We start from the raw sequence: 20,091 nt of genomic DNA on the forward strand, positions 1-20,091 counted from the left end.
GCCTCGGTCTCGTGGGCTCGGAGATGTGTATAAGAGACACCCCCGGGCCTGCCCCTGCGGCCCCGCCCTGCCGTACGACGAGTGCTGCGGCCGTCTGCACCGCGGCGAGGCGGCCGCCGCCACGCCCGAGGAGCTGATGCGGTCCCGCTACAGCGCCTTCGCCGTGCGCGACGAGGCGTATCTGCTGCGCACCTGGCACCCGCGGACCCGCCCGCCCGGCATCGACTTCGACCCCGCCCTGCGCTGGACCGGCCTGGAGATCGAGGACACCACCGACGGCACCGCCTTCCACAGCACCGGCACCGTCACCTTCCGCGCCTCCTACCGCGACGGCGGCCGTACGGACGCCCTGCACGAGCGCAGCCGGTTCGAGCGGGTCGACGGCGCCTGGGTCTACGTGGACGGCGACTTCATCGACTGACGCGCCCCCACCCCGCGCCCCCGCGCCAGGGCGCGACCCGGCCACCCCCGCACCCGGCGCGGTGGGGTGCGTGGGAACCGAGGCCCGCGAGGGACGCGCACCGCCCGGCGCCGCGGCCGCCGCAAGCCGCTGACGGGCCCGAACGGCGCCGCCCGCCCGCCAGTTCGACCCCGGGCGCGGCCCGCGCACATGGCGGGATCGCGCGCTGCGGCCGCCCGGCGCCGCCAGTAGCGTCGACGCCTCCCGCCGTGTATGCGACCTCGTGCGAAGGGAAGCGCCCGATGGCCCAAGCGACACCGTACGAGCGGAGTTACGAGCGCTATCTGGACGGCAGCCCGGAAGCGGAGCGCCGCGTCTTCGAGCGGCTCGCCCGCGAGCTGATGAAGGTCCAGGACGTCAACAAGCGCGCCGCGGGCGCCGGTTCCCCGGCCCGCACCCAGCACGCCAAGGCCGCGCTCGGCGTGGAGAACGCGCGCCTGCGCTTCCACGACGACCTGCCCGACGCGCTGCGCCACGGCTTCGCCGAGCCTGGCGCCGAGTACCCGGCGACCGTACGGATCTCCAACGCGAGCGGCATCCGGCAGGCCGACGGCGCCGCCGACCTGCGCGGCATCGCCGTGCGCGTCGCCGTGTCCGCGGAGGAGAGCCACGACCTGCTCGCCACCAACTGGCCGGTGTCGCACGCCAGGGACGCCCGCGAGTTCGTCGCCTTCGCCAAGGCCATGGCGGGCGCCCGCACCCCGCTCCAGGCCGCCTTCGGCCTCTTCGTCAAGCTCCCGCTCGCCGTCGGCCTCGCCAACGCCACCCGCATGCGGCGCAACGTACGGGCCGCCACCCGGCACGCCGTCACCAGCCTCGCGGGCGAGACGTACTGGAGCCGCGGCGCGATCCTGTGGGGCGACGCGGGGCCCGTCCGGTACCTGCTGCGCCCGGCGGGCGGCGCCGCGCCGGGACCGCGCTCCGACCGGCGCGACCCCAACCACCTGCGCCGCGACCTCGAACACCGCCTCGCCACCGCCGACGTCTCCTTCGACCTGTGCGTCCAGCGGTACGTCGACGAGCCGCGCACCCCCGTCGAGGACGGCGCCACCGACTGGCGCGAGGCCGTCGCGCCCGCCCTGCCGATCGCCCGGCTCACCATCCCGAGCCAGGACCTCGACACCGCCGAGGCCCGCGCCGCCGCCGGCCGCGTGGAGGAGCTGGCCTTCAACCCCTGGTACACCACCGACGACTTCCGGCCGCTCGGCAACCTCAACCGGGCCCGCAAGGCCGCCTACGAGGCGAGCGCCGCCCACCGCGCGGGCCTGCGCTTCCGCTCCGAGGAACCGCGGCGCAACCGGATCCTCTCGGCCCCCGCGGGCGCCGCCTTCCGGCTCCTCAACCGCTATGTGCCCTGGCACCGCCTGGGCACCCAGACGAGCCTGCTCAACCTGGTCTTCCTGCGCAAGGCGCTGCGCCGCTTCAACCTCATCGACACCGACGCGCACGAGGCGCCGCCGAAGCCCGTGCCCGTACCGCCTCCGGCCGACGAGCGGCTGCGCGCCGCACGCAGCTACGACGGCACGTACAACGACCTGTCCGCACCCACCATGGGCTCCGTCGGCGCGGCCTTCGGACGCAACCTCGCCCCCGTCTACCGCCCCGACCTCTTCGACACGCCCAACCCCGTCACCGTCAGCAGGCAGCTCCTGCACCGGGAGACCTTCCTGCCCGCGACCTCGCTCAACATCCTCGCCGCCGCCTGGATCCAGTTCCAGGTGCACGACTGGGTCAACCACCGCCGCCACCCCGCGGGCACCAAGACCGTCGAGGTGCCGCTGCCCGGCGGGATGTCCTGGCGCAACACGCCCGGCGGCCCCGCCGAGACCGTGATGCGCTTCGCCGAGAACGAGGGCCTGCCCGTGCCCGAGGGGCAGCCGCCGGTCCTCTTCGGCAACACCGCGTCGCACTGGTGGGACGGCTCCGAGGTGTACGGCGAGGACGAGACGACCGCGCGCTCCCTGCAGGCCCCCGACGGCGGCGCCCACCTGCGCCTGGAGCAGGGGCACCTGCCGATCGGCCAGAACGGCGTCCCGCTCAGCGGCTTCACCGACAACTGGTGGCTCGGCCTGAGCGTCATGCACACCCTCTTCGCCCGCGAGCACAACGCCGTCTGCGACGCCCTGCGGCAGACCTACCCCTCCATGAGCCAGGAGTCCATCTACCACACGGCCCGGCTCGTCGTCTCCGCCCTCATCGCCAAGATCCACACCGTGGAGTGGACCCCCGCGATCCTCGCCACCGAGGCCCTCGACATCGGTCTGCACACCAACTGGGACGGCCCGCCGGACCGCTGGCTCACCAAGCTCGGCCTGTGGCTCTTCGACGCCCACGCCCTCACCGGCATCCCGGCGACCCTGCCCGACCACCACGGCGCGCCGTACTCCCTCACCGAGGACTTCGTCACCGTCTACCGCATGCACCCGCTGATCCCCGACGACTTCGAGCTGCGCGAGCACCACTTCGGGCAGCGCCTCGAAACCGTCGGGTTCCTCGACATCAACGGCGCCGCCGCCGAGGGCGCCGTCCGCAAGACGGGCCTCGCCAACACCCTCTACTCCTTCGGCATCGCCCACCCCGGCGCCATCACGCTGCACAACTTCCCCCGCGCCCTCCAGGCCTTCGAACGCGAGGGCGAGATCATCGACCTGTCCGTCGTCGACCTCGTCCGTACGCGGCGCCGGGGCGTGCCGCGCTACAACGACTTCCTCGCGGGCCTGCACAAGCCGCGCGTCCGCCGCTTCGAGGACCTGACCGAGGACCCGGAGACGCTGGCTCGGCTCAAGGACGTCTACTCATCCGTCGACGAGATCGACACCATGGTCGGCCTGTTCGCGGAGAACCCGCCCACCGGATTCGGCTTCAGCGACACGGCGTTCCGCGTCTTCATCCTCATGGCCACGAGGCGCCTGCAGAGCGACCGCTTCCTGACCGTCGACTTCCGCCCCGAGATCTACACCCCGCTCGGCATCGACTGGGTCCAGAAGGGCGGCATGAAGTCCGTCATCCTGCGCCACTGCCCCGAACTCGCCGCACTCCTGCCCCGGACGGCCACGGCCTTCGCCCCGTGGCGCCAGGTGCCGCCCCATCCCACGCGCTGACGGGGCGGGCGGACGCGTCGAGGTACCGGTCGTACGCGTCGCGGCAGCGGTCGCACGCGTCGGGGCGCCGGCCGGGCGTCACGCGATGGGCGGCACCACGCACTCCACCAGGAACGGGCCCGGCTCCGCCAAACCCCGCTCAAGCAGCGAGGCGAATCCCTCCACGGTCGTGGCCCGTCCCGCGGGAACCCCCATCCCGCGCGCCAGCGCGACGAAGTCGAGGTCGGGTCGCCCGAGATCGAAGAGATCCCGCGCCGCGGCCCCCACGGAGGCCCCCATCATCGCCTGCTCAAGGCCCAGGATCGCGTACGCGCGGTTGCTGAAGACCACGGTCGTGACGTCGAGCCCCTCCCGCGCCTGCGTCCACAGCGCGGGCAGCGTGTACATCGCGGCCCCGTCCGCCACGAGCGCGACGACGGGCCGCTCGGGCCGCGCCACGGCCGCGCCCACGGCGAGCGGCATCCCCTGCCCGAGCGCCCCGCCGGTGAGGGTCAGCCAGTCGTGCGGCGGCGCCCCGGCCGTGGCGCTGGGCAGCCAGAGCCCGGACGTGTTGGACTCGTCCACGACGACGGCCCCCTGCGGAAGCAGCGCGCCCACCACGGCGGCCGCGGTCTCCGCGGTGAGGTCCCCGCCGGGCACCCGGGGCCGCCCCGGTTCGCGCGCCACCGCCGCCGCCGTGCCCCCGCCCACGGCGGCGGCCAGCTCCCGCAGGGCCACCCCCACGTCCTGCCCCGCACCACCGAGCTCGCGGACCTCGCACCCGTCGGGCACGACGATCCCGCTCTGCCCCGGGTACGCGAAGAACGGCACCGGCACCGACGCCCCGGCGAGCACGAGATGGCGTACGCCGGAGAGCTGCCCCGCGGCGTCGGCCGCGCGATAGCCCAGGCGCTCGACGGGCGGAAGCCCCGCACCCCGCTCAAGGCGCGCGGGAAACGTCTCGCACAGCAGCCGCGCCCCCGTCGCCCCCGCGACCTGCGCGGCGGCCCTGAGCCCTGCCCCGTGCGTGGCGGCGCCGCCGAGCAGCAGCGCGGCGGGCTCCCCGGACCGCAGCACCGCGGCGGCCTCTTCGAGCCCCCGCTCGGACACGAACCCGTGCGGGACGGCGGCCCGGCGCCGCGGCGCGGCGGGCTTCTCGGCGTCCGCCCAGGCCACGTCGGCGGGTACGACCAGCGTGGCGACGGCCCCCGGCGGCCCGGCCGCGGCCGCGACGGCGTCGGCGACGTCGTCCGCGAGGTCCGTGGCGTCGTACGCGCGCCGCGTCCACGCGGACACCGTGCGGGCGAGCGCGGTGATGTCCGACTCCAGGGGCGCGTCGAGGCGTTTGTGCCGCAGCGCGTGGTCACCGACGACGTTCACCACGGGCGTACCGGCCCGGCGCGCGTTGTGCAGGTTCGGCAGTCCGCCCGCGAGGCCGGGGCCGAGGTGCAGCAGCGTGCTCGCGGGGCGGCCGGTCATCCGCCCGTACCCGTCGGCGGCACCCGTCGCGACGCCTTCGAAGAGGCACAGGACCGGCCGCATCCGTGGCACGTCGTCGAGCGCCGTCACGATGTGCAGCTCGGACGTGCCGGGGTTGGCGAAGCACACCTGGACTCCGGCCTCGACAAGACCGCTGATGATGGACTGGGCTCCGTTCGGCATGGTCAAGTGTCATCCGCCACACCCACCCAACGGCAGCCACATTCCAGCCAGCCCCCACCCCGCACGGCCCCCCGACCCCCACAAGACCCGGAGGAACGCGGGAAAACCCCGCCAAAAACACGAATGACCCCAGAAGCTCTGGGGTCATTGCTGGTGTCCGAGGGGGGACTTGAACCCCCACGCCCGATAAAGGGCACTAGCACCTCAAGCTAGCGCGTCTGCCATTCCGCCACCCGGACCGGTGGTCTGTCGCGGTTTCCCGCGGCGACGTGGAAAACCATAGCAAACATTCGGGGGTACCTGATCACGCAGGTCATGAGCGTGAACGGCGTATGACGACGGCCGCCCGCCCTTGGGCCGGGACGGCAAGCGCGGGAGGATGGCAGGGACCGAGAGTGCGACAGCGGGAGGAACAGCGTGAGCGAGCCGACCACGGGCGGCAGGGTGAACGGGGCGGGGGCCGTGTCCGGTGAGGACGAGGTCGTCGACCTCTGCCGGGACCTGATCCGCATGGACACCAGCAACTACGGCGACCACTCGGGGCCGGGGGAGCGCAAGGCCGCCGAGTACGTCGCGGAGAAGCTCGCGGAGGTGGGGCTCGAACCGCGGATCTTCGAGTCGCACCCGGGGCGCGCCTCCACGGTGGCCCGCATCGAGGGCGAGGACCCGTCGCGGCCCGCGCTGCTCATCCACGGCCACACCGACGTCGTGCCCGCCAACGCCCAGGACTGGACGCACCACCCCTTCTCCGGGGAGATCGCGGACGGCTGCCTGTGGGGCCGCGGCGCCGTCGACATGAAAGACATGGACGCGATGACCCTCGCGGTCGTGCGCGACCGGCTGCGCAGCGGCCGCAAGCCGCCGCGGGACATCGTGCTCGCCTTCCTCGCGGACGAGGAGGCGGGCGGCACGTACGGGGCGCGGTACCTGGTGGACAACCACCCGGACCTCTTCGACGGCGTGACCGAGGCGATCAGCGAGGTCGGCGGCTTCTCCTTCACCGTCAACGAGAAGCTGCGGCTGTACCTCGTGGAGACGGCCCAGAAGGGCATGCACTGGATGAAGCTGACCGTGGACGGCACCGCGGGACACGGCTCCATGATCCACAAGGACAACGCGATCACGGAGCTGTCGGAGGCCGTCGGGCGGCTCGGGCGGCACAAGTTCCCGATCCGGGTCACCAAGACGCTGCGGCACTTCCTCGACGAGCTGGGCGACGCCCTCGGCACCGAGCTCGACCCGGAGAACATGGACGAGACGCTCGCCAAGCTCGGCGGCATCGCCAAGCTGATCGGCGCCTCGCTCCAGAACACCGCGAACCCGACGCAGCTGGGCGCCGGCTACAAGGTCAACGTGATCCCGGGGCAGGCCACCGCGCACGTGGACGGGCGGTTCCTGCCGGGGTACGAGGAGGAGTTCCTCGCCGACCTGGACCGGATCCTGGGGCCGAACGTCAGGCGTGAGGACGTGCACGCGGACAAGGCCCTGGAGACCACCTTCGACGGCGCGCTCGTGGACGCCATGCAGCTGGCGCTCCAGGCCGAGGACCCCATCGCCCGCGCCGTGCCGTACATGCTCTCGGCCGGCACGGACGCCAAGTCCTTCGACGACCTCGGCATCCGCGGCTTCGGCTTCGCGCCGCTCAAGCTGCCGCCGGAGCTGGACTTCGCGGGCATGTTCCACGGCGTGGACGAGCGGGTACCGGTGGACGGGCTGAAGTTCGGCGTGCGCGTACTCGACCGCTTCATCGACGCTTCGTAACCAGCGAGGACGCCGTCGCATAATCCAGTCAATAAGCCGAAACGAAACTCCAATAATCGGCTGCGCGTGCGTATTGGACTGAAAAGAGTGAAAGCAGTCCGGCGCTCGTAGCCGTCCTATGGCCTCCTCGTTACAGGTGGTGCGGTCCGCGGCTGGGGCCGCATTGCCAACTAGGAGGAACAATGATCAAGAAGGTTGTCGCCGCCGCGGTTGCCACCGGCGGCCTGGTGCTCGCCGGTGCGGGCGTCGCCGCTGCCGACGCCGGTGCGCAGGGCGCCGCCGTGCACTCCCCGGGCGTCGCCTCCGGCAACGTCGTGCAGATCCCCGTGCACGTGCCGGTGAACGCCTGCGGCAACACCATCTCGGTGATCGGCGTGCTCAACCCTGCCTTCGGCAACTACTGCGTCAACAAGTGACGTTGCTGTGCCTCGCCCCTTGAGGGGCGTCACCCCAATGAGGGTCTGAGTCCATCGGCCCCGGAGTGCGTGCCATGCACTCCGGGGCCGCGGGCATTGGGCGCACGGCGCAACGAGGCCCGTGCGCATTCCGGAATGCTAAGGGCAGGGAAAGCAATGCGACAGGTCACGCGCAAAGGGTTGATCACCGCGGCGGCCGCCGGTGGCGTACTCGCGGTCACCAGCGGCTACGCCCACGCCGACTCGAATGCGAATGGCGGCAGTTCGAATTCCCCGGGGGTCCTTTCGGGCAATTCAGTGCAGGCGCCCGTGCACGCCCCGGTGAACGCGTGCGGAAACACCGTGAACGTGGTGGGTGCGCTGAATCCCGCGATCGGCAACAGCTGTACGAACTCGTCCGGCTCGCCAGGACACGGGGGCGGGTACGGGGGTGGCCACGGAGGTGGCTACGGCGAGGGGCACGGGGGCGGATACGGGGAGCAGCCCTCGGCGGGCGGCGGCTCGTCGGCCCACGGCGGTACGCAGCACTCGCCCGGCATCGGCTCCGGCAACACCGTGCAGGCGCCGGTGTACGCCCCGGTGAACGTCTGCGGCAACAGCGTCACCATCGGCGGCGCGGGCAACGCCGTCACGGGCAACGACTGCGCGAACAACGGGGGCGGCGATACGACGCAGCCCGGGAATCCGGGCCAGCCGGGCAACCCGGGCCGGCCCGGGGAACCGGGGAAGCCGGGAGAGCCCGGTCAGCCGGGGAAGCCTGGAGAGCCCGGCAAGCCTGGTCAGCCCGGGAAGCCGGGCGAGCCCGGTCGGCCCGGAGAGCCTGGAACGCCCGGTCAGCCCGGTCAGCCCGGCCACCCTGGACAGCCGGGACAGCCGGGACAGCCGGGACAGCCGGGACAGCCGGGACAGCCGGGACAGCCGGGCGAGCCGGGGCAGCCCACCGCGCCCGACCGCCCCGGCGCGGAGGTCCCCACCCACCCCGGCACGGCGCACCCCGCCGACACCCCGAACCTGCCGGACACCCAGGTCATCACCCCGCCCGAGGGCAAGGACCAGCTCGCCGCCACCGGCAGCCCCTTGTCGGCGGGCATCGCCCTGCCGATGGGCGCGGGCATGCTGCTCGCGGGCTCGGTCCTGTACCGCAAAGCGCGTGCTTGAGGTGGTGTGAGTAGGGAGAGGGCCCCGCGATCGCGGGGCCCTCTCCCTACTCACACCACCCGCCCGCAACGGCTCACCAAGTGGCCCGTACCTGGCGGATGATGCGCCGTCGCAGCCGCACCCGCCGACTGCCGTCGGCGTGCAGGCTGAGGCGGTCCAACTCCCAGTGTCCGTACTCTGCGTGGTCCGTCAGGAGACGTGTGGCTTCCTTGCGGGAGACCCCGCGGGGAACGTACACATCGACAAATTCGTATTCCGGCATCGCATCTATTGTGCGGGCACAGGCCCGGTACGGATAGCGTCTGCACTATGTCTGATGCTGCGCAGCCCACCGCTGCCGAGGTACGCGCCGCCGCCGAGGCGGTCAAGACCGCGCTCGACCGCCATCTCGCCGCGGTCGAACGCAGGTCGGGCGAGGACGATCCGGCCGTCTACGAAGCGTTCAACGAGCTGGCCGCCGCGGCCGAGGCCTATGACGAGCTGCTCTACGACCGCTACGACGAGGTCACCCCCTTCGAGATCCCCGGCGCGGACGACAGCCTGCCGCCGTACCAGGGCCCCGCGGAGCCGACCGCCCTGAGCGTGCTGATCCGGCGCGACTACGCGGTGGCGGAGCCGCAGCGGCTCCTCGCCCAGGCCGCGCGCGTCGAGGCCGCGGACGAGGACGCCACGGACGACGACCGGCAGGCGGGCACGCTGCCGGGCGCCATCGGGCTGCTGTTCGGCGAGTTCGAACCGGACGAAATCGCCTCCAGGCACAAGGAGTTCGGCCTGGAGGAGGGTGACTCCACGCTGTGGGTCACGGCCCAGGACGAGCCCGCGGAGGCGGGCGAGTGGCTGGAGTCCCCCTTCGACCAGACCGACCCCCAGCGGGTGGTGTGCCGCTTCGACGTCAGCGCGGTCTTCGACGACGAGCAGGACGGTCTGGAGGACCTGGACGACCTGGAGGACGCCGACGACGGTCCGGACCAGGCCGATCCCGACCTGGACGGCGAGCTCGACTACGACCCGGACGAGGTCGTGTCGCTCGACGACGTCGACGACGTGGAGGTCGTCGAGCGCGAACGCGGCGAGCCCGCGTAAGCGCTTCGCTGGAAGTAACGCGCTGTGCCGTCACTCTGCTACGGCGCCGTCGTGGCTGGTCGCGCAGTTCCCCGCGCCCCTTCGGGGCGCTCCCGTACCGCAGCGGACTTCGCCGCACCCGCTTAGGGCCTGCCCCCCGGGCAGGGCGCGCTCGCCCGGACATGTGGATGCCCCCGGCCGGGACCTGGCCGGGGGCATCCGCGCGCTCTCAGCCCGCCTCGGGAAGCTGGGGCCGCAGCAGGGTGCGCAGCCGCGTGGTGCGCTCCTTGGCCGGGCGCTCCGCGACCGCCTGAGGCAGGGCCTGCGCGACCCCCTGGACCACCGACAGATGGCGCTCGGCACGGCTGAACGCCGCGTACACCCAGGGCCGGGTCAGGGCCGCGGCGGCGTCACCCGGAAGCACCACGACCGCGGCGGGCCAGCGGCGCCCCGCCGCCTGGTGCGCGGTGACGGCCCAGGCGTGCCGCACGCTCTGCTCCACCCGCTCCTTGGCCACGACCACGGGGGCGCCGTCGCACTCCAGGTGCAGGCCCTCCGCGTCGGCCCGCACGACACGGCCGAGCGCCGTGCGGCCCGGCACCGGGGCGTGGGCGACGCGGTCGCCCGGGTCGAAGCCGCCGAAGCGGCCCGGGCCGGGATTCAGCCGCTCCTTCAGCGCCGCGTTCAGCGCCCGGGTGCCCGCGGCTCCGCCGTGGCCCGGCGTGATGACCTGCGTGTGCTCGGACGGCACCCCGATCGCGCGCGGCACGGAGTCCGCGACGAGCTGCACCGTGCGCCGGATCGCGTCGTCGGCGTCGCGCACCGGGACGATCACGACCTCCTTGTGCGGCGCGGCGACCTCGGTGAGCTCGCCGACGCCGATGCCGGACACCAGCTCCCCGACAGGACCGGGGTCCGGGGTGCGCGAGACGACCTGCGGGCAGGCGCGGGCCGCCAGCACGTCGGCGAAGACCCGGCCAGGGCCCGCCGACCAGAGCACGCCGGGATCGCCGCTGAGCACCAGGCGGGCGCCGTCCGGCAGCGACTCGACGAGCATCGCCGCCGCCTCCACGTCCAGCTGTGGTGCGTCCAGGACCACGAGGAGGTCCAGGGCGAGGGCGCCGTCCGCGTCCCGGCCCGGCGCCTGCTGCCCGGACAGCAGCCCGGCCACGGTGACGGCTTCGCCGTCGGCATCGTCGGTGCCGGTGTGCTCGGTGAGGCGGCGCTGCCCGTCCGCGGTGTGCGCGGCCGCGCACACCCGCAGGCCCAGCGAGCGCGCCGCCGCCACCAGGGCGGCGGGCTCGGCCCGTGCCGCCTCGCCGCCGGTGTGCAGCACCAGGCCGTGCGCGGCGACGGCGCGGATGAGCTCGGCGGCGGAGCCGGACGCCGCGCCCGCGGCGGACTCCCACGCCTCGGCTCCCGGGCCCGCCCCGTCGTCCTTCGGCAGGGAGTTGATGACGCGGGCGAGGCCGTCGGCGAGGCTCTCCTCCGCCAGCGCGTACCGCTCGAGGCCGAACAGGACGCGGACCGGGGGCGCGGCCTCCTCGTCGGACTCGCCGTCCTCGCCGGCCGGGGCCGTGACGGGGGCGCCCTGCGGGGCGTCGTCCAACGCGTCCTGGAAGACGAGCACATCGCCCTCGGCGAGGGCGCTCTGCACGGCCTCGTCCGGGTCCGGCACCGCGCGCTGCCCGAGCGCGGCGGTGAGGGCGGCCGCGTCGAGGGCCGTGTGCCCCGCGAGCGCGGCCTGCTCCAGGAGCCACACCGTCAGGGCGCGGCCCCGGCGCTCGTCCCCGGGCCCGCACGCGTCGCCGAGCAGCGCCCGCGCGAAACCGTCGGCCTGCTCGGGCCGCACTCCGGGCACGCGCAGCAACTGCCAGGGGTCCTCGCGCAGGTGTCCGTCGGCGCCCTCGCCGAGCGCGGCCGCCGCCTTGGCCGCGAGCGCGGCGGGCGCGCCGCCCTCGCCGAGCACCGCCGCCACCGCGGCGACGGCTTCCCCGGCGGGCTCGGCCGGGGCCGCGGGCGCCGCGGGGGCCTGCCGCCGCACCGGCTCCGCCGCGGGCCTGCGCGGCGCGACGGGCTCCGGCTCGCGGAACGCCGAGGCCACGGGCTTCTCCCCGCTCTCCACGGCCCGCACCGCCGCCAGCAGGTCCGCCGCCGTGCCCTGGAGCTTGGTGCCGGCCGCCACCGGGGCTGTCCTGGCCGCCTTGCGCTCCTCGATCCGCTGCCGCAGCTCCCGCTGGGCGGCCAGCTCGGCCTCGGCCTCGGACAGCTCGCCGTCCGCCGAGCCCTCGGCGTCCGTGGTGGCCTCGGCTTCGGCCGCGTCGTCCGTCCCGGCCGCGTCGGCCCCGGCGTCCTCCGGCGTGGCCCCGGCTTCCGGTGCGGCCTCGGCCTCGGGCTCCGCCGCGGCCTCCGGGGCCTCGGGCTCGGCAACCTCCGCGGCAGCGGACTCCGTACTCACAGCGTGCTCCAGTCCTGGTCTGGGTAGCGATGCACGGGCGCCGACACGTCGTCGAGCGCCTGGCAGATCTCGTCAGGAAGACTAAGGGTCTCCACTGACAATGCCGCCGTGAGCTGCTGCGCGTTGCGCGCGCCGACGATCGGGGCGGCCACTCCCGGGCGGTCGCGCACCCACGCGAGCGCCACCTGCAGCGGGGTCACGGCGAGTCCGTCGGCCGCTATCGCGACGGCGTCCACGACACGGCTCGCCGCCTCGTCCAGATACGGCGCGACGAAGGGGGCGAACTGCTCGGACGCGCCCCGCGAGTCGGCGGGTGTCGCGTGCCGGTACTTGCCGGTCAGGACGCCGCGGCCGAGCGGGGACGACGGCAGCAGGCCCACGCCTAGGTCGCGGGCGGCGGGCAGCACTTCGCGCTCGATGCCGCGCTGGAGCAGGGAGTACTCCATCTGCGTACTGGCGAGACGGGTGCGGGAGCTGGGGGCGGCCAGCTGCCAGGTCGCGGCCTTCGCCAGCTGCCAGCCGCTGAAGTTGGACACGCCCGCGTACCGTGCGCGGCCGCTGGTGACCGCGATGTCCAGGGCCTGGAGCGTCTCCTCCAGGGGGGTCTCCGGATCGAAGGCGTGCACCTGCCAGATGTCCACATAGTCCGTGCCGAGGCGGGCGAGGGAGGCGTCGAGGGCCGACAGGAGGTGGCCGCGCGAGCAGTCGAAGCGGCGGTCGGGGTCCGGCACGCTGCCCGCCTTGGTCGCGATGACGAAGTCGCGGCGCGGCACGAGCCGCTCCACCATGCGGCCGAGGAGGTACTCGGCCTCGCCGTCGCCGTACACGTCGGCCGTGTCGACGAGGGTGCCGCCCGCCTCCCAGAAGGCCTTCAGCAGGTCCGCGGCGTCGTTCTCACCGGTCTCTTCGGGGCGGCCCCAGGTGAGGGTGCCGAGCCCGATCCGGGACACGCGCAGACCCGTGCGGCCGAGATGCCTCTGCTCCATGGCCGCGAGATTACTGGCCACGCCTGGACACGTGGCATGCCTGTGGACAAACGCGCGGGTGTGGACAACCCGATGACCCCGACGGCCGGACCGGGACGGACCAGGGCGGCCCGGCCGCGGCAGGGCCGCGGCGTCGGCCGGGGCGCACCCGCGCGGTCCACCCCTGACGGATCACGCGGCCGCGCGCTACAGTCCCCGGCACAGGGACGTTACTCATCAGTAAGGGGATTCGGCCATGCAGCTCGGGATCAACCTCGGCTACTGGGGCGCGGGGATGGACGCGGACAACCTCACCGTCGCGAAGGAGGCCGACAAGCTGGGATACGCGGTCTGCTGGGCGGCCGAGGCCTACGGCTCGGACGCGGCCACCGTGCTCTCCTGGGTGGCGGCCCAGACCGAGCGCATCGACATCGGCTCGGCCATCTTCCAGATCCCGGCGCGCCAGCCCGCGATGACGGCGATGACGGCGGCCACCCTCGACTCGCTGTCCGGCGGCCGCTTCCGCCTGGGCCTCGGCGTCTCGGGCCCGCAGGTCTCCGAGGGCTGGTACGGCGTGAAGTTCGACAAGCCGCTTGCGCGCACGCGCGAGTACGTCGAGATCGTCCGCAGGGCCATGACCCGCGAGCGCCTGTCGTACGAGGGTCAGCACTGGACGCTGCCCCTGCCGGGCGGTCCCGGCAAGCCCATCAAGCTCACCGTGCACCCGCAGCGCGAGCACATCCCGCTGTACATCGCCGCGATCGGCCCCAAGAACCTGGAGCAGACGGGCGAGATCGCCGACGGCGCCCTGCTGATCTTCCCGGCCGCCGAGCACCTGGAGGAGACCGCCCTCAAGCACCTGCGGGCCGGGCGCGAGAAGGCCGGGAAGACGATGGAGGGCTTCGACGTCGTCCCGACGCTGCCCCTCGCGGTCGGTGAGGACTCCCAGGTCGACGCCCTGGCCGACATGTTCCGCCCGTACACCGCGCTGTACGTGGGGGGCATGGGCAGCCGCAAGCAGAACTTCTACAACCAGCTCGCGAGCCGCATGGGCTACGAGAAGGAAGCGGCCGAGATCCAGGAGAAGTACCTGTCCGGTGACAAGGACGGCGCGGCCGCCGCCGTGCCGCGCTCGCTCATCGACTCGACGTCGCTGCTCGGCTCCGTGGACCGGATCGCCGACCGGATGCGGGCCTATGCGGCGGCCGGGGTCACCACCCTCACCCTGGCGCCCGCGGGCTTCACGCTGGAGGAGCGGCTCACCGCCCTGCGGGCGGGCACCGAGGCCCTGGAGCGGGCCGGAGTGGCCTGACGATTTCTGCGGCCGTGGTGGGGGCTCGGGGGTCTTCCCCGCCACGGCCGTCACGAAGCACAACGCCGCGACGCGCCCTCCGGTTACGGCCCCGTTCGGCCCGTCAAACTCCTTCGTTCGGCTGAGCTGGCCCATACAGCTGTTGCCTACTGCCGCGCTCCGCATTTGACTCGTTCTTTGCGGAAGTCCGTATGGTCAGGGAAGGCATGGAGGTGCCTGCGATGCTTTCGGCCAAGAGTCTCTTCGAGGAGATCGTCGACAACGACGAGTCGTTCCGGCTGTTCTGCTCCATCGCGGCCAGCGGGGAGTCCCAGGGAGGCTGGGAGAACGGGCGCATCGCCGCCCTCGTCCCCGAGAGCCAGCGCGCCCTCGCCCCCAAGATCACCCGGCACGGCGCCGACGAGGACAAGCACGGACGCATCTTCAACGCGCTCCTGAGGAAGCGCGGCCTGGAGCCCTGCGAGGTCCCGCACGACACCGACTACACGATGCTCCTGGAGCGGCACGGCATCGGCCTCGCGCACGACAAGCTCCGCGCCGACACGCCCCTGACCGAGCAGGACATCATCACGTACCTGTCGCACAGCCGGGTCACCGAGCAGCGCGCCGCCGACCAGATGGTGATGCTCCGCAAGCACTTCGCCGACCACCCGGAGATCGGCAAGGCCGTGAAGATGATCTCGAACGACGAGGACAACCACCTGGCCTACTGCCACGAGGAGCTGCTCCGCTTCGCGTACGCGGGCCACGGCCGCACCATCCAGCGCACCCTCCAGGAGACCGCGCACGTCGAGATCCGCGTCTACCGCGACGTCAGCCTCGCCGTCATGGAGCGCATGGGCCGCATCCTCGGCTGGACGCCCACCAAGGCCAAAGCGCTCGCGGCGGGCATCCACGCCATGTACGCGTACGAACGCGTCGGCGGCTGGCGCAAGATGGTGAGCCTGAAGATGCCCGAGCGGCGCGACGCCCTGGGCGGGCCCGCCACCTCGGCACCCGAATTCGCCTGACGGACCTGGCGCACGCGCGCGTGACCCGCCACGCGCGCGTGGGCTACAGCCAGCCGCGGCGCTTGAACATCCGGTACAGGACCACTTCCAGAGCGGCCATCAGCAGGATCACCGCCGGGTACGCCCACCACCACCGCAGCTCGGGCATGTGGTCGAAGTTCATGCCGTAGACACCCGCGATCATCGTGGGCACGGCCGCCATGGCCGCCCAGGCGGAGATCTTCCGCATGTCGTCGTTCTGCCGCACGCTCATCTGCGCCAGATGCGCGGACAGGATGTCGGTCACCAGGCGGTCCAGGCCCTCCACGGACTCGTTCACGCGCGTCAGATGGTCGCTGACGTCCCGCAGATAGGGCTGCGCCGACTCGTTCACGTACGGCACCGCGCGGCCGGGCGGGCCCACCCCGGCGAGCCGGGCGAGCGGCATCGCGAGCGGCCCCGTGGCCCGGCGGAACTCCAGGATCTGGCGCTTGAACCGGTAGATCCGCGACGCCGAGTTCCGCGAGCCCCCGCTGTCGGGCGAGAACACCTCGGCCTCCAGGACCTCCAGGTCCGTCTGCAGCTCCTCGGCGACCTCCAGATAGTGGTCCACGACGGCGTCGGCGATCGAGTAGAGCACCGCCGTCGGACCGTGCTTCAGAACTTCCGGTTCCGCTTCAAGGCGGTGCCGGACGCTGCCGAGCGGCGCGCCCTCGCCGTGCCGGACGGTCACCACGAACGAGTCACCCATGAAGATCATGAGCTCGCCCGATGACACCGTGTCGCTCTCCGGCTCGTACACCACCGGCTTCAGGACCATGAAGAGCGAGTCCTCGTACACCTCCAGCTTCGGCCGCTGGTGCGCCTTCAGGGCGTCCTCGACCGCCAGCGGATGCAGTGCGAACTCCTCCGTGACCCGGTCGAACTCGGCCTCCGTCGGCTCGTGCACGCCGATCCACACGAACGCGTCCCCCGCCGCGCGCGCCTCGTCCAGGGCGTCGGAGAAGTCCGCGGGACCCTCGGTCCGGCGCCCGTGCTGGTAGATGGCACAGTCGACGATCACGCTGGGCATTCTTCCCAAGCCACACTGCTGCCGCACCCGCTCGGCGGCTTAGGCTGATCCGCATGCCCACGCTGATCCTCGTCAGGCACGGCCGTTCCACGGCCAACACCGCAGGCCTGCTCGCCGGGTGGACCCCCGGCGTCGGCCTCGACGAGCGCGGTGCCCGCCAGGCCGCCGCGCTGCCCGGACGCCTCGCCGCGCTGCCGCTCGCCGAAGCCGTCACCAGCCCCCTCCAGCGCTGTCAGGAGACCCTCGCACCGCTCGGGGCCGCCCGCCCGGACCTCACCGTGCACACCGACGACCGCATCGGAGAGTGCCACTACGGCGACTGGTCCGGCCGCAAGCTCGCCGAGCTCGCCGACGAGCCGCTGATGGAGGTCGTCCAGCAGCACCCGTCCGCCGCCGCCTTTCCCGGCGGCGAGTCCCTGCGCGCCATGCAGACCCGTGCCGCCGAGGCCGTCCGCGAGTGGAACGCACGCGTGGAGCGCGACCACGGCCCCGACGCCGTGTACCTCATGTGCTCCCACGGCGACATCATCAAGTCCCTCGTCGCCGAAGCCATCGGACTGCATCTCGACCTCTTTCAGCGCATCTCCGTAGAACCGTGTTCCATCACGGCGATCCGCTACACCCGGCTGCGCCCCTTCCTCGTCCGTCTCGGGGACACCGGGGACTTCGCCTCCCTGGCCCCGCGCGCCGAGCCCGCGAGCCAAGATGCTCAGGTGGGGGGAGACACGGGCACACCGTGAGACGCGCGATGACCGTGATCGTCGCCCGCAGTAGGGTTCAGTGCAGTTGTCGCGCCAAGAACATGCAGTCGATTCCAATGGAGACAGGACGTGTCCCGTCAGGTGTTCCTCTACGACCCGCCGGAACGCTTCGTGGCCGGAACGGTCGGGCTGCCCGGGCGGCGTACCTTCTTCCTCCAGGCGTCCGCCGGAGTGCGAGTGACCAGCGTCGCCCTGGAGAAGACCCAGGTGGCCGCCCTCGCCGAGCGCATGGAAGAGCTCCTCGACGAGGTGGTACGGCGTAGCGGGGGCAGCGCGGCGGTGCCCGCAGTGGCGCCCACCGAGGTCGCGGACAGCGCCCCGCTCGACTCGCCCGTCGAGGAGGAGTTCCGGGTCGGCACGATGGCCCTGGCCTGGGACGGCGAGGCCGAACGGATGATCGTGGAGGCGCAGGCGCTCGTCGAGCTGGACGCGGACTCCGACGAGGACCTCGCGGAAGCCGAGGAAAGGCTCCTGCAGGACGAGGAGAACGGCCCCCCGATGCTGCGCGTCCGGCTCACCGGGGCGCAGGCCAGGGCCTTCGCCAAGCGTGCCCTCGACGTCGTGAACGCCGGGCGCCCGCCGTGCCCGCTGTGCAGCCTGCCGCTCGACCCGGAAGGACACGTATGCCCGCGCCAGAACGGATACCGGCGGGGAGCCTGACCGCCACGGAACTGCTCGCCCGGGGCGAGCTGACCGTGCGCGGACAGATCCGGCAGGCGTCCAACGCGGTGCTGTACTGCTCGGTCGCGCACGACGGCGCCTCGGCAACCTGCGTGTACAAGCCCGTCCGCGGGGAGCGGCCCCTGTGGGACTTCCCCGACGGCACGCTCGCCGAGCGCGAGGTCGCCGCGTACGAGGTGTCCGAGGCGCTGGGCTGGGGCCTCGTGCCGCCCACCGTGCTGCGGGACGGGCCCTACGGAGAGGGCATGGTCCAGCTGTGGATCGACTCGCCGGGTGAGGACGCCGGAGCCGCCGAGGGTGAGGAGCTGCTCGCCCTCGTCGACGGGGACCAGCCCGGCGACGGCTGGAAGGCCGTCGGGTTCGCCGAGGTGGGAGAGGGGCGGACGGCGCTGCTCGTGCACGCGGACGACGCCCGGCTGCGCCGCCTGGCCGTGCTCGACGCGGTGATCAACAACGCGGACCGCAAGGGCGGGCATCTGATCGCGGGCGCCGAGGGGCGGCTGTACGGCATCGACCACGGGGTCACGTTCCACGTGGAGGACAAGCTGCGGACGCTGCTGTGGGGCTGGGCGGGGGAGAAGCTCACGGACGAGGCGGTGGCCGGCCTGGGGACCCTGCGGGACGGGCTGGCCGCGGGCGGGGCCCTTGGCTCGCGCCTCGGCGAGCTGCTCACCTCCGCCGAGGTGGCGGCCACCCGGGCGCGGGTGGCCGCGCTGCTCGCCGCCGGGCGGCATCCCGCGCCCTCGGGTGAGTGGCCCGCCATCCCCTGGCCGCCGGTGTGAGCCCCCGCTGAACCGCCGCACGGCAGGCGCCGGGCACGGCGGGGAACAGGGGGATCGTCCCCGGGGTCGTATGTGGACGGTGCATCCGGTTAGGCTCATGGCATGTATGCCTGGCCCGCTTCTGAGGTCCCCGCCCTGCCTGGCAAGGGCCGCGACCTCCGGATCCACGACACCGCGACCGGTGACCTCGTCACCCTCGAGCCCGGTCCCGTCGCCCGTCTCTACGTCTGCGGCATCACTCCGTACGACGCGACCCACATGGGTCACGCGGCGACCTACAACGCGTTCGACCTCGTGCAGCGCGTGTGGCTCGACACGAAGCGGCAGGTGCACTACGTACAGAACGTGACCGACGTGGACGATCCGCTCCTGGAGCGGGCGAACCGCGACGGCAAGGACTGGATGGAGCTCGCGCAGTCCGAAACCGCGCTGTTCCGCGAGGACATGACCGCCCTGCGGCTGCTTCCGCCCCAGCACTACGTGGGCGCCGTCGAGTCGATACCCGGGATCGTGCCGCTCGTGGAGCGGCTGCGGGACCAGGGTGCCGCGTACGAGCTCGACGGGGACGTCTACTTCTCCGTGGAGGCCGATCCGCACTTCGGCGAGGTGTCGGGGCTCGACGCCGCCGCCATGCGGCTGCTCTCCGCCGAGCGCGGCGGCGACCCGGACCGGCCCGGCAAGAAGAACCCGCTCGACCCGATGCTGTGGATGGCGGCCCGCGAGGGCGAGCCCAGCTGGGACGGCGCCTCGCTCGGCCGCGGCCGGCCGGGCTGGCACATCGAGTGCGTGGCGATCGCCCTCGACCACCTGGGGATGGGCTTCGACGTCCAGGGCGGCGGCTCCGACCTCGCCTTCCCGCACCACGAGATGGGCGCGTCCCACGCGCAGGCCCTCACCGGGGAGCACCCCTTCGCCAAGGCGTACGTGCACGCCGGGATGGTCGCGCTCAACGGCGCCAAGATGTCCAAGTCCAAGGGCAACCTGGTGTTCGTGTCGAAGCTCCGGCACGACGGCGTCGACCCCGCCGCCATCCGGCTCGCGCTCCTCGCCCACCACTACCGCGCCGACTGGGAGTGGACCGACCAGGTCCTCCAGGACGCCGTCGAGCGCCTCGGGCGCTGGCGCGCCGCCGTGTCCCGGCCGGACGGGCCGTCCGCCGACGGACTCGTCGAGGAGCTGCGCGAGGCCCTCGCCAACGACCTGGACGCGCCCGCCGCGCTCGCCGCCGTGGACCGCTGGGTCGCCCGTCAGGACGCCGAGGGCGGCGCGGACGAGGGGGCGCCCGGAGTGGTGTCGCGCGCCGTCGACGCACTGCTCGGCGTGGCCCTGTAGGCACCTGCTTCGTAGGTACTTGCTTCGTAGGCACCTGCTTCGTAGACGCGCGCTTCCGTAGCCGCGCTCTGGCGAGTACGCGGACAGCGGCGAGCGGCGCCGGGCGGGAAGGACTCCGCCCGGCGCCGCCGTCCCACCGG

General features: G+C 73.2%; 17 protein-coding genes and 1 tRNA gene. 12 read left to right on the forward strand and 6 right to left on the reverse strand.

Going from position 1 to position 20,091, the window contains the following annotated elements:
* The first annotated feature begins 25 nt into the window (after window positions 1-25).
* The gene (locus IG74_RS0136630; protein WP_030686215.1) at window positions 26-421 is read left to right on the forward strand and encodes a YchJ family protein; all 396 of its coding nucleotides are present in this window, start codon (window positions 26-28) and stop codon (window positions 419-421) included.
* 281 nt (window positions 422-702) lie between these two features.
* The gene (locus IG74_RS0136635; protein WP_030686216.1) at window positions 703-3,561 is read left to right on the forward strand and encodes a peroxidase family protein; all 2,859 of its coding nucleotides are present in this window, start codon (window positions 703-705) and stop codon (window positions 3,559-3,561) included.
* 78 nt (window positions 3,562-3,639) lie between these two features.
* Here IG74_RS0136635 and IG74_RS0136640 read toward each other — a convergent pair whose 3' ends face one another.
* Both IG74_RS0136640 and IG74_RS0136645 read right to left on the reverse strand, forming a co-directional pair.
* Window positions 3,640-5,202, reverse strand: coding sequence for an acetolactate synthase large subunit (locus IG74_RS0136640; protein ID WP_030686219.1), 1,563 nt, complete (start codon window positions 5,200-5,202; stop codon window positions 3,640-3,642).
* 151 nt (window positions 5,203-5,353) lie between these two features.
* Window positions 5,354-5,441 (reverse strand) — tRNA-Leu (locus IG74_RS0136645).
* A 178-nt stretch (window positions 5,442-5,619) separates the two neighbouring features.
* On the opposite strand from IG74_RS0136645, the gene IG74_RS0136650 reads away from it, so the two are divergent.
* The 3 genes from IG74_RS0136650 (at window position 5,620) to IG74_RS0136660 (ending at window position 8,537) form a co-directional block, all read left to right on the forward strand.
* Window positions 5,620-6,963 carry a M20/M25/M40 family metallo-hydrolase gene (locus IG74_RS0136650; RefSeq protein ID WP_030686221.1) on the forward strand — a complete coding sequence of 448 codons (1,344 nt, stop codon included), beginning with the start codon at window positions 5,620-5,622 and terminating at the stop codon, window positions 6,961-6,963.
* 182 nt (window positions 6,964-7,145) lie between these two features.
* Complete coding sequence (chpH, locus tag IG74_RS0136655) at window positions 7,146-7,379, forward strand: chaplin ChpH (RefSeq protein ID WP_030686223.1); 234 nt, start codon at window positions 7,146-7,148, stop codon at window positions 7,377-7,379.
* Window positions 7,380-7,535: 156 nt separating this feature from the next.
* Entirely contained in the window at window positions 7,536-8,537 is a 1,002-nt protein-coding gene (locus IG74_RS0136660; protein WP_030686224.1) for a chaplin family protein, read from the forward strand.
* A gap of 73 nt (window positions 8,538-8,610) precedes the next feature.
* On the opposite strand, the gene IG74_RS50040 is transcribed toward IG74_RS0136660, so the two are convergent.
* Window positions 8,611-8,799 (reverse strand): DUF5703 family protein, encoded by a 189-nt coding sequence (locus tag IG74_RS50040; protein ID WP_016641768.1) that lies wholly within the window; start codon window positions 8,797-8,799, stop codon window positions 8,611-8,613.
* Between the two features lie 47 nt (window positions 8,800-8,846).
* On the opposite strand from IG74_RS50040, the gene IG74_RS0136665 reads away from it, so the two are divergent.
* Window positions 8,847-9,620 carry a hypothetical protein gene (locus IG74_RS0136665; protein ID WP_030686227.1) on the forward strand — a complete coding sequence of 258 codons (774 nt, stop codon included), beginning with the start codon at window positions 8,847-8,849 and terminating at the stop codon, window positions 9,618-9,620.
* Between the two features lie 208 nt (window positions 9,621-9,828).
* Here IG74_RS0136665 and IG74_RS0136670 read toward each other — a convergent pair whose 3' ends face one another.
* The gene (locus IG74_RS0136670) at window positions 9,829-12,057 is read right to left on the reverse strand and encodes a helix-hairpin-helix domain-containing protein (protein WP_037826672.1); all 2,229 of its coding nucleotides are present in this window, start codon (window positions 12,055-12,057) and stop codon (window positions 9,829-9,831) included.
* A complete protein-coding gene (locus IG74_RS0136680; RefSeq protein WP_030686229.1) occupies window positions 12,054-13,043 on the reverse strand; it encodes an aldo/keto reductase in 990 nt (329 codons plus the stop codon). Before IG74_RS0136680 ends, IG74_RS0136670 begins: the two co-directional genes overlap by 4 nt.
* A 235-nt stretch (window positions 13,044-13,278) precedes the next feature.
* Here IG74_RS0136680 and IG74_RS0136685 point away from each other — a divergent pair, with 235 nt between their 5' ends.
* Both IG74_RS0136685 and IG74_RS0136690 read left to right on the forward strand, forming a co-directional pair.
* Window positions 13,279-14,334, forward strand: coding sequence for an LLM class F420-dependent oxidoreductase (locus tag IG74_RS0136685; protein ID WP_030686231.1), 1,056 nt, complete (start codon window positions 13,279-13,281; stop codon window positions 14,332-14,334).
* Between the two features lie 221 nt (window positions 14,335-14,555).
* Window positions 14,556-15,344, forward strand: a complete 789-nt coding sequence (locus IG74_RS0136690; protein ID WP_030686235.1) for a hypothetical protein — start codon at window positions 14,556-14,558, stop codon at window positions 15,342-15,344.
* A 43-nt stretch (window positions 15,345-15,387) separates the two neighbouring features.
* On the opposite strand, the gene corA is transcribed toward IG74_RS0136690, so the two are convergent.
* A complete protein-coding gene (gene corA, locus IG74_RS0136695) occupies window positions 15,388-16,386 on the reverse strand; it encodes a magnesium/cobalt transporter CorA (RefSeq protein ID WP_030686236.1) in 999 nt (332 codons plus the stop codon).
* Between the two features lie 62 nt (window positions 16,387-16,448).
* Between corA and IG74_RS0136700 the strand changes: the two genes are divergently transcribed.
* From IG74_RS0136700 to mshC, 4 genes are all read left to right on the forward strand, one after another.
* The gene (locus tag IG74_RS0136700; protein ID WP_030686239.1) at window positions 16,449-17,135 is read left to right on the forward strand and encodes a histidine phosphatase family protein; all 687 of its coding nucleotides are present in this window, start codon (window positions 16,449-16,451) and stop codon (window positions 17,133-17,135) included.
* 90 nt (window positions 17,136-17,225) lie between these two features.
* Window positions 17,226-17,816 carry a DUF3090 domain-containing protein gene (locus IG74_RS0136705; RefSeq protein ID WP_030686241.1) on the forward strand — a complete coding sequence of 197 codons (591 nt, stop codon included), beginning with the start codon at window positions 17,226-17,228 and terminating at the stop codon, window positions 17,814-17,816.
* Window positions 17,780-18,619: an SCO1664 family protein gene (locus tag IG74_RS0136710; RefSeq protein ID WP_030686243.1), complete on the forward strand. Its 840-nt coding sequence runs from the start codon at window positions 17,780-17,782 to the stop codon at window positions 18,617-18,619. The genes IG74_RS0136705 and IG74_RS0136710 overlap by 37 nt, the downstream gene beginning before the upstream one ends.
* A 102-nt stretch (window positions 18,620-18,721) precedes the next feature.
* Window positions 18,722-19,951 (forward strand): cysteine--1-D-myo-inosityl 2-amino-2-deoxy-alpha-D-glucopyranoside ligase, encoded by a 1,230-nt coding sequence (gene mshC / locus IG74_RS0136715; RefSeq protein ID WP_030686245.1) that lies wholly within the window; start codon window positions 18,722-18,724, stop codon window positions 19,949-19,951.
* The last annotated feature ends 140 nt before the right edge of the window (window positions 19,952-20,091 follow it).

Origin of the sequence: Streptomyces sp. NRRL B-1347 (genome assembly GCF_000720325.1) — a bacterium.
Classification (GTDB): domain Bacteria; phylum Actinomycetota; class Actinomycetes; order Streptomycetales; family Streptomycetaceae; genus Streptomyces.

What these genes read in the sequence shown, in the direction of transcription:
- IG74_RS0136660 (WP_030686224.1), top strand. Translation starts at nt 7,536, where the DNA reads ATGCGACAGGTCACGCGCAAAGGGTTGATCACCGCGGCGGCCGCCGGT.
- IG74_RS0136640 (WP_030686219.1), bottom strand. Translation starts at nt 5,202, where the DNA reads ATGCCGAACGGAGCCCAGTCCATCATCAGCGGTCTTGTCGAGGCCGGA.
- mshC (WP_030686245.1), top strand. Translation starts at nt 18,722, where the DNA reads ATGTATGCCTGGCCCGCTTCTGAGGTCCCCGCCCTGCCTGGCAAGGGC.
- IG74_RS0136700 (WP_030686239.1), top strand. Translation starts at nt 16,449, where the DNA reads ATGCCCACGCTGATCCTCGTCAGGCACGGCCGTTCCACGGCCAACACC.
- chpH (WP_030686223.1), top strand. Translation starts at nt 7,146, where the DNA reads ATGATCAAGAAGGTTGTCGCCGCCGCGGTTGCCACCGGCGGCCTGGTG.
- IG74_RS0136685 (WP_030686231.1), top strand. Translation starts at nt 13,279, where the DNA reads ATGCAGCTCGGGATCAACCTCGGCTACTGGGGCGCGGGGATGGACGCG.
- IG74_RS0136710 (WP_030686243.1), top strand. Translation starts at nt 17,780, where the DNA reads ATGCCCGCGCCAGAACGGATACCGGCGGGGAGCCTGACCGCCACGGAA.
- IG74_RS0136635 (WP_030686216.1), top strand. Translation starts at nt 703, where the DNA reads ATGGCCCAAGCGACACCGTACGAGCGGAGTTACGAGCGCTATCTGGAC.
- IG74_RS0136665 (WP_030686227.1), top strand. Translation starts at nt 8,847, where the DNA reads ATGTCTGATGCTGCGCAGCCCACCGCTGCCGAGGTACGCGCCGCCGCC.
- IG74_RS0136680 (WP_030686229.1), bottom strand. Translation starts at nt 13,043, where the DNA reads ATGGAGCAGAGGCATCTCGGCCGCACGGGTCTGCGCGTGTCCCGGATC.
- IG74_RS0136690 (WP_030686235.1), top strand. Translation starts at nt 14,556, where the DNA reads ATGCTTTCGGCCAAGAGTCTCTTCGAGGAGATCGTCGACAACGACGAG.
- IG74_RS50040 (WP_016641768.1), bottom strand. Translation starts at nt 8,799, where the DNA reads ATGCCGGAATACGAATTTGTCGATGTGTACGTTCCCCGCGGGGTCTCC.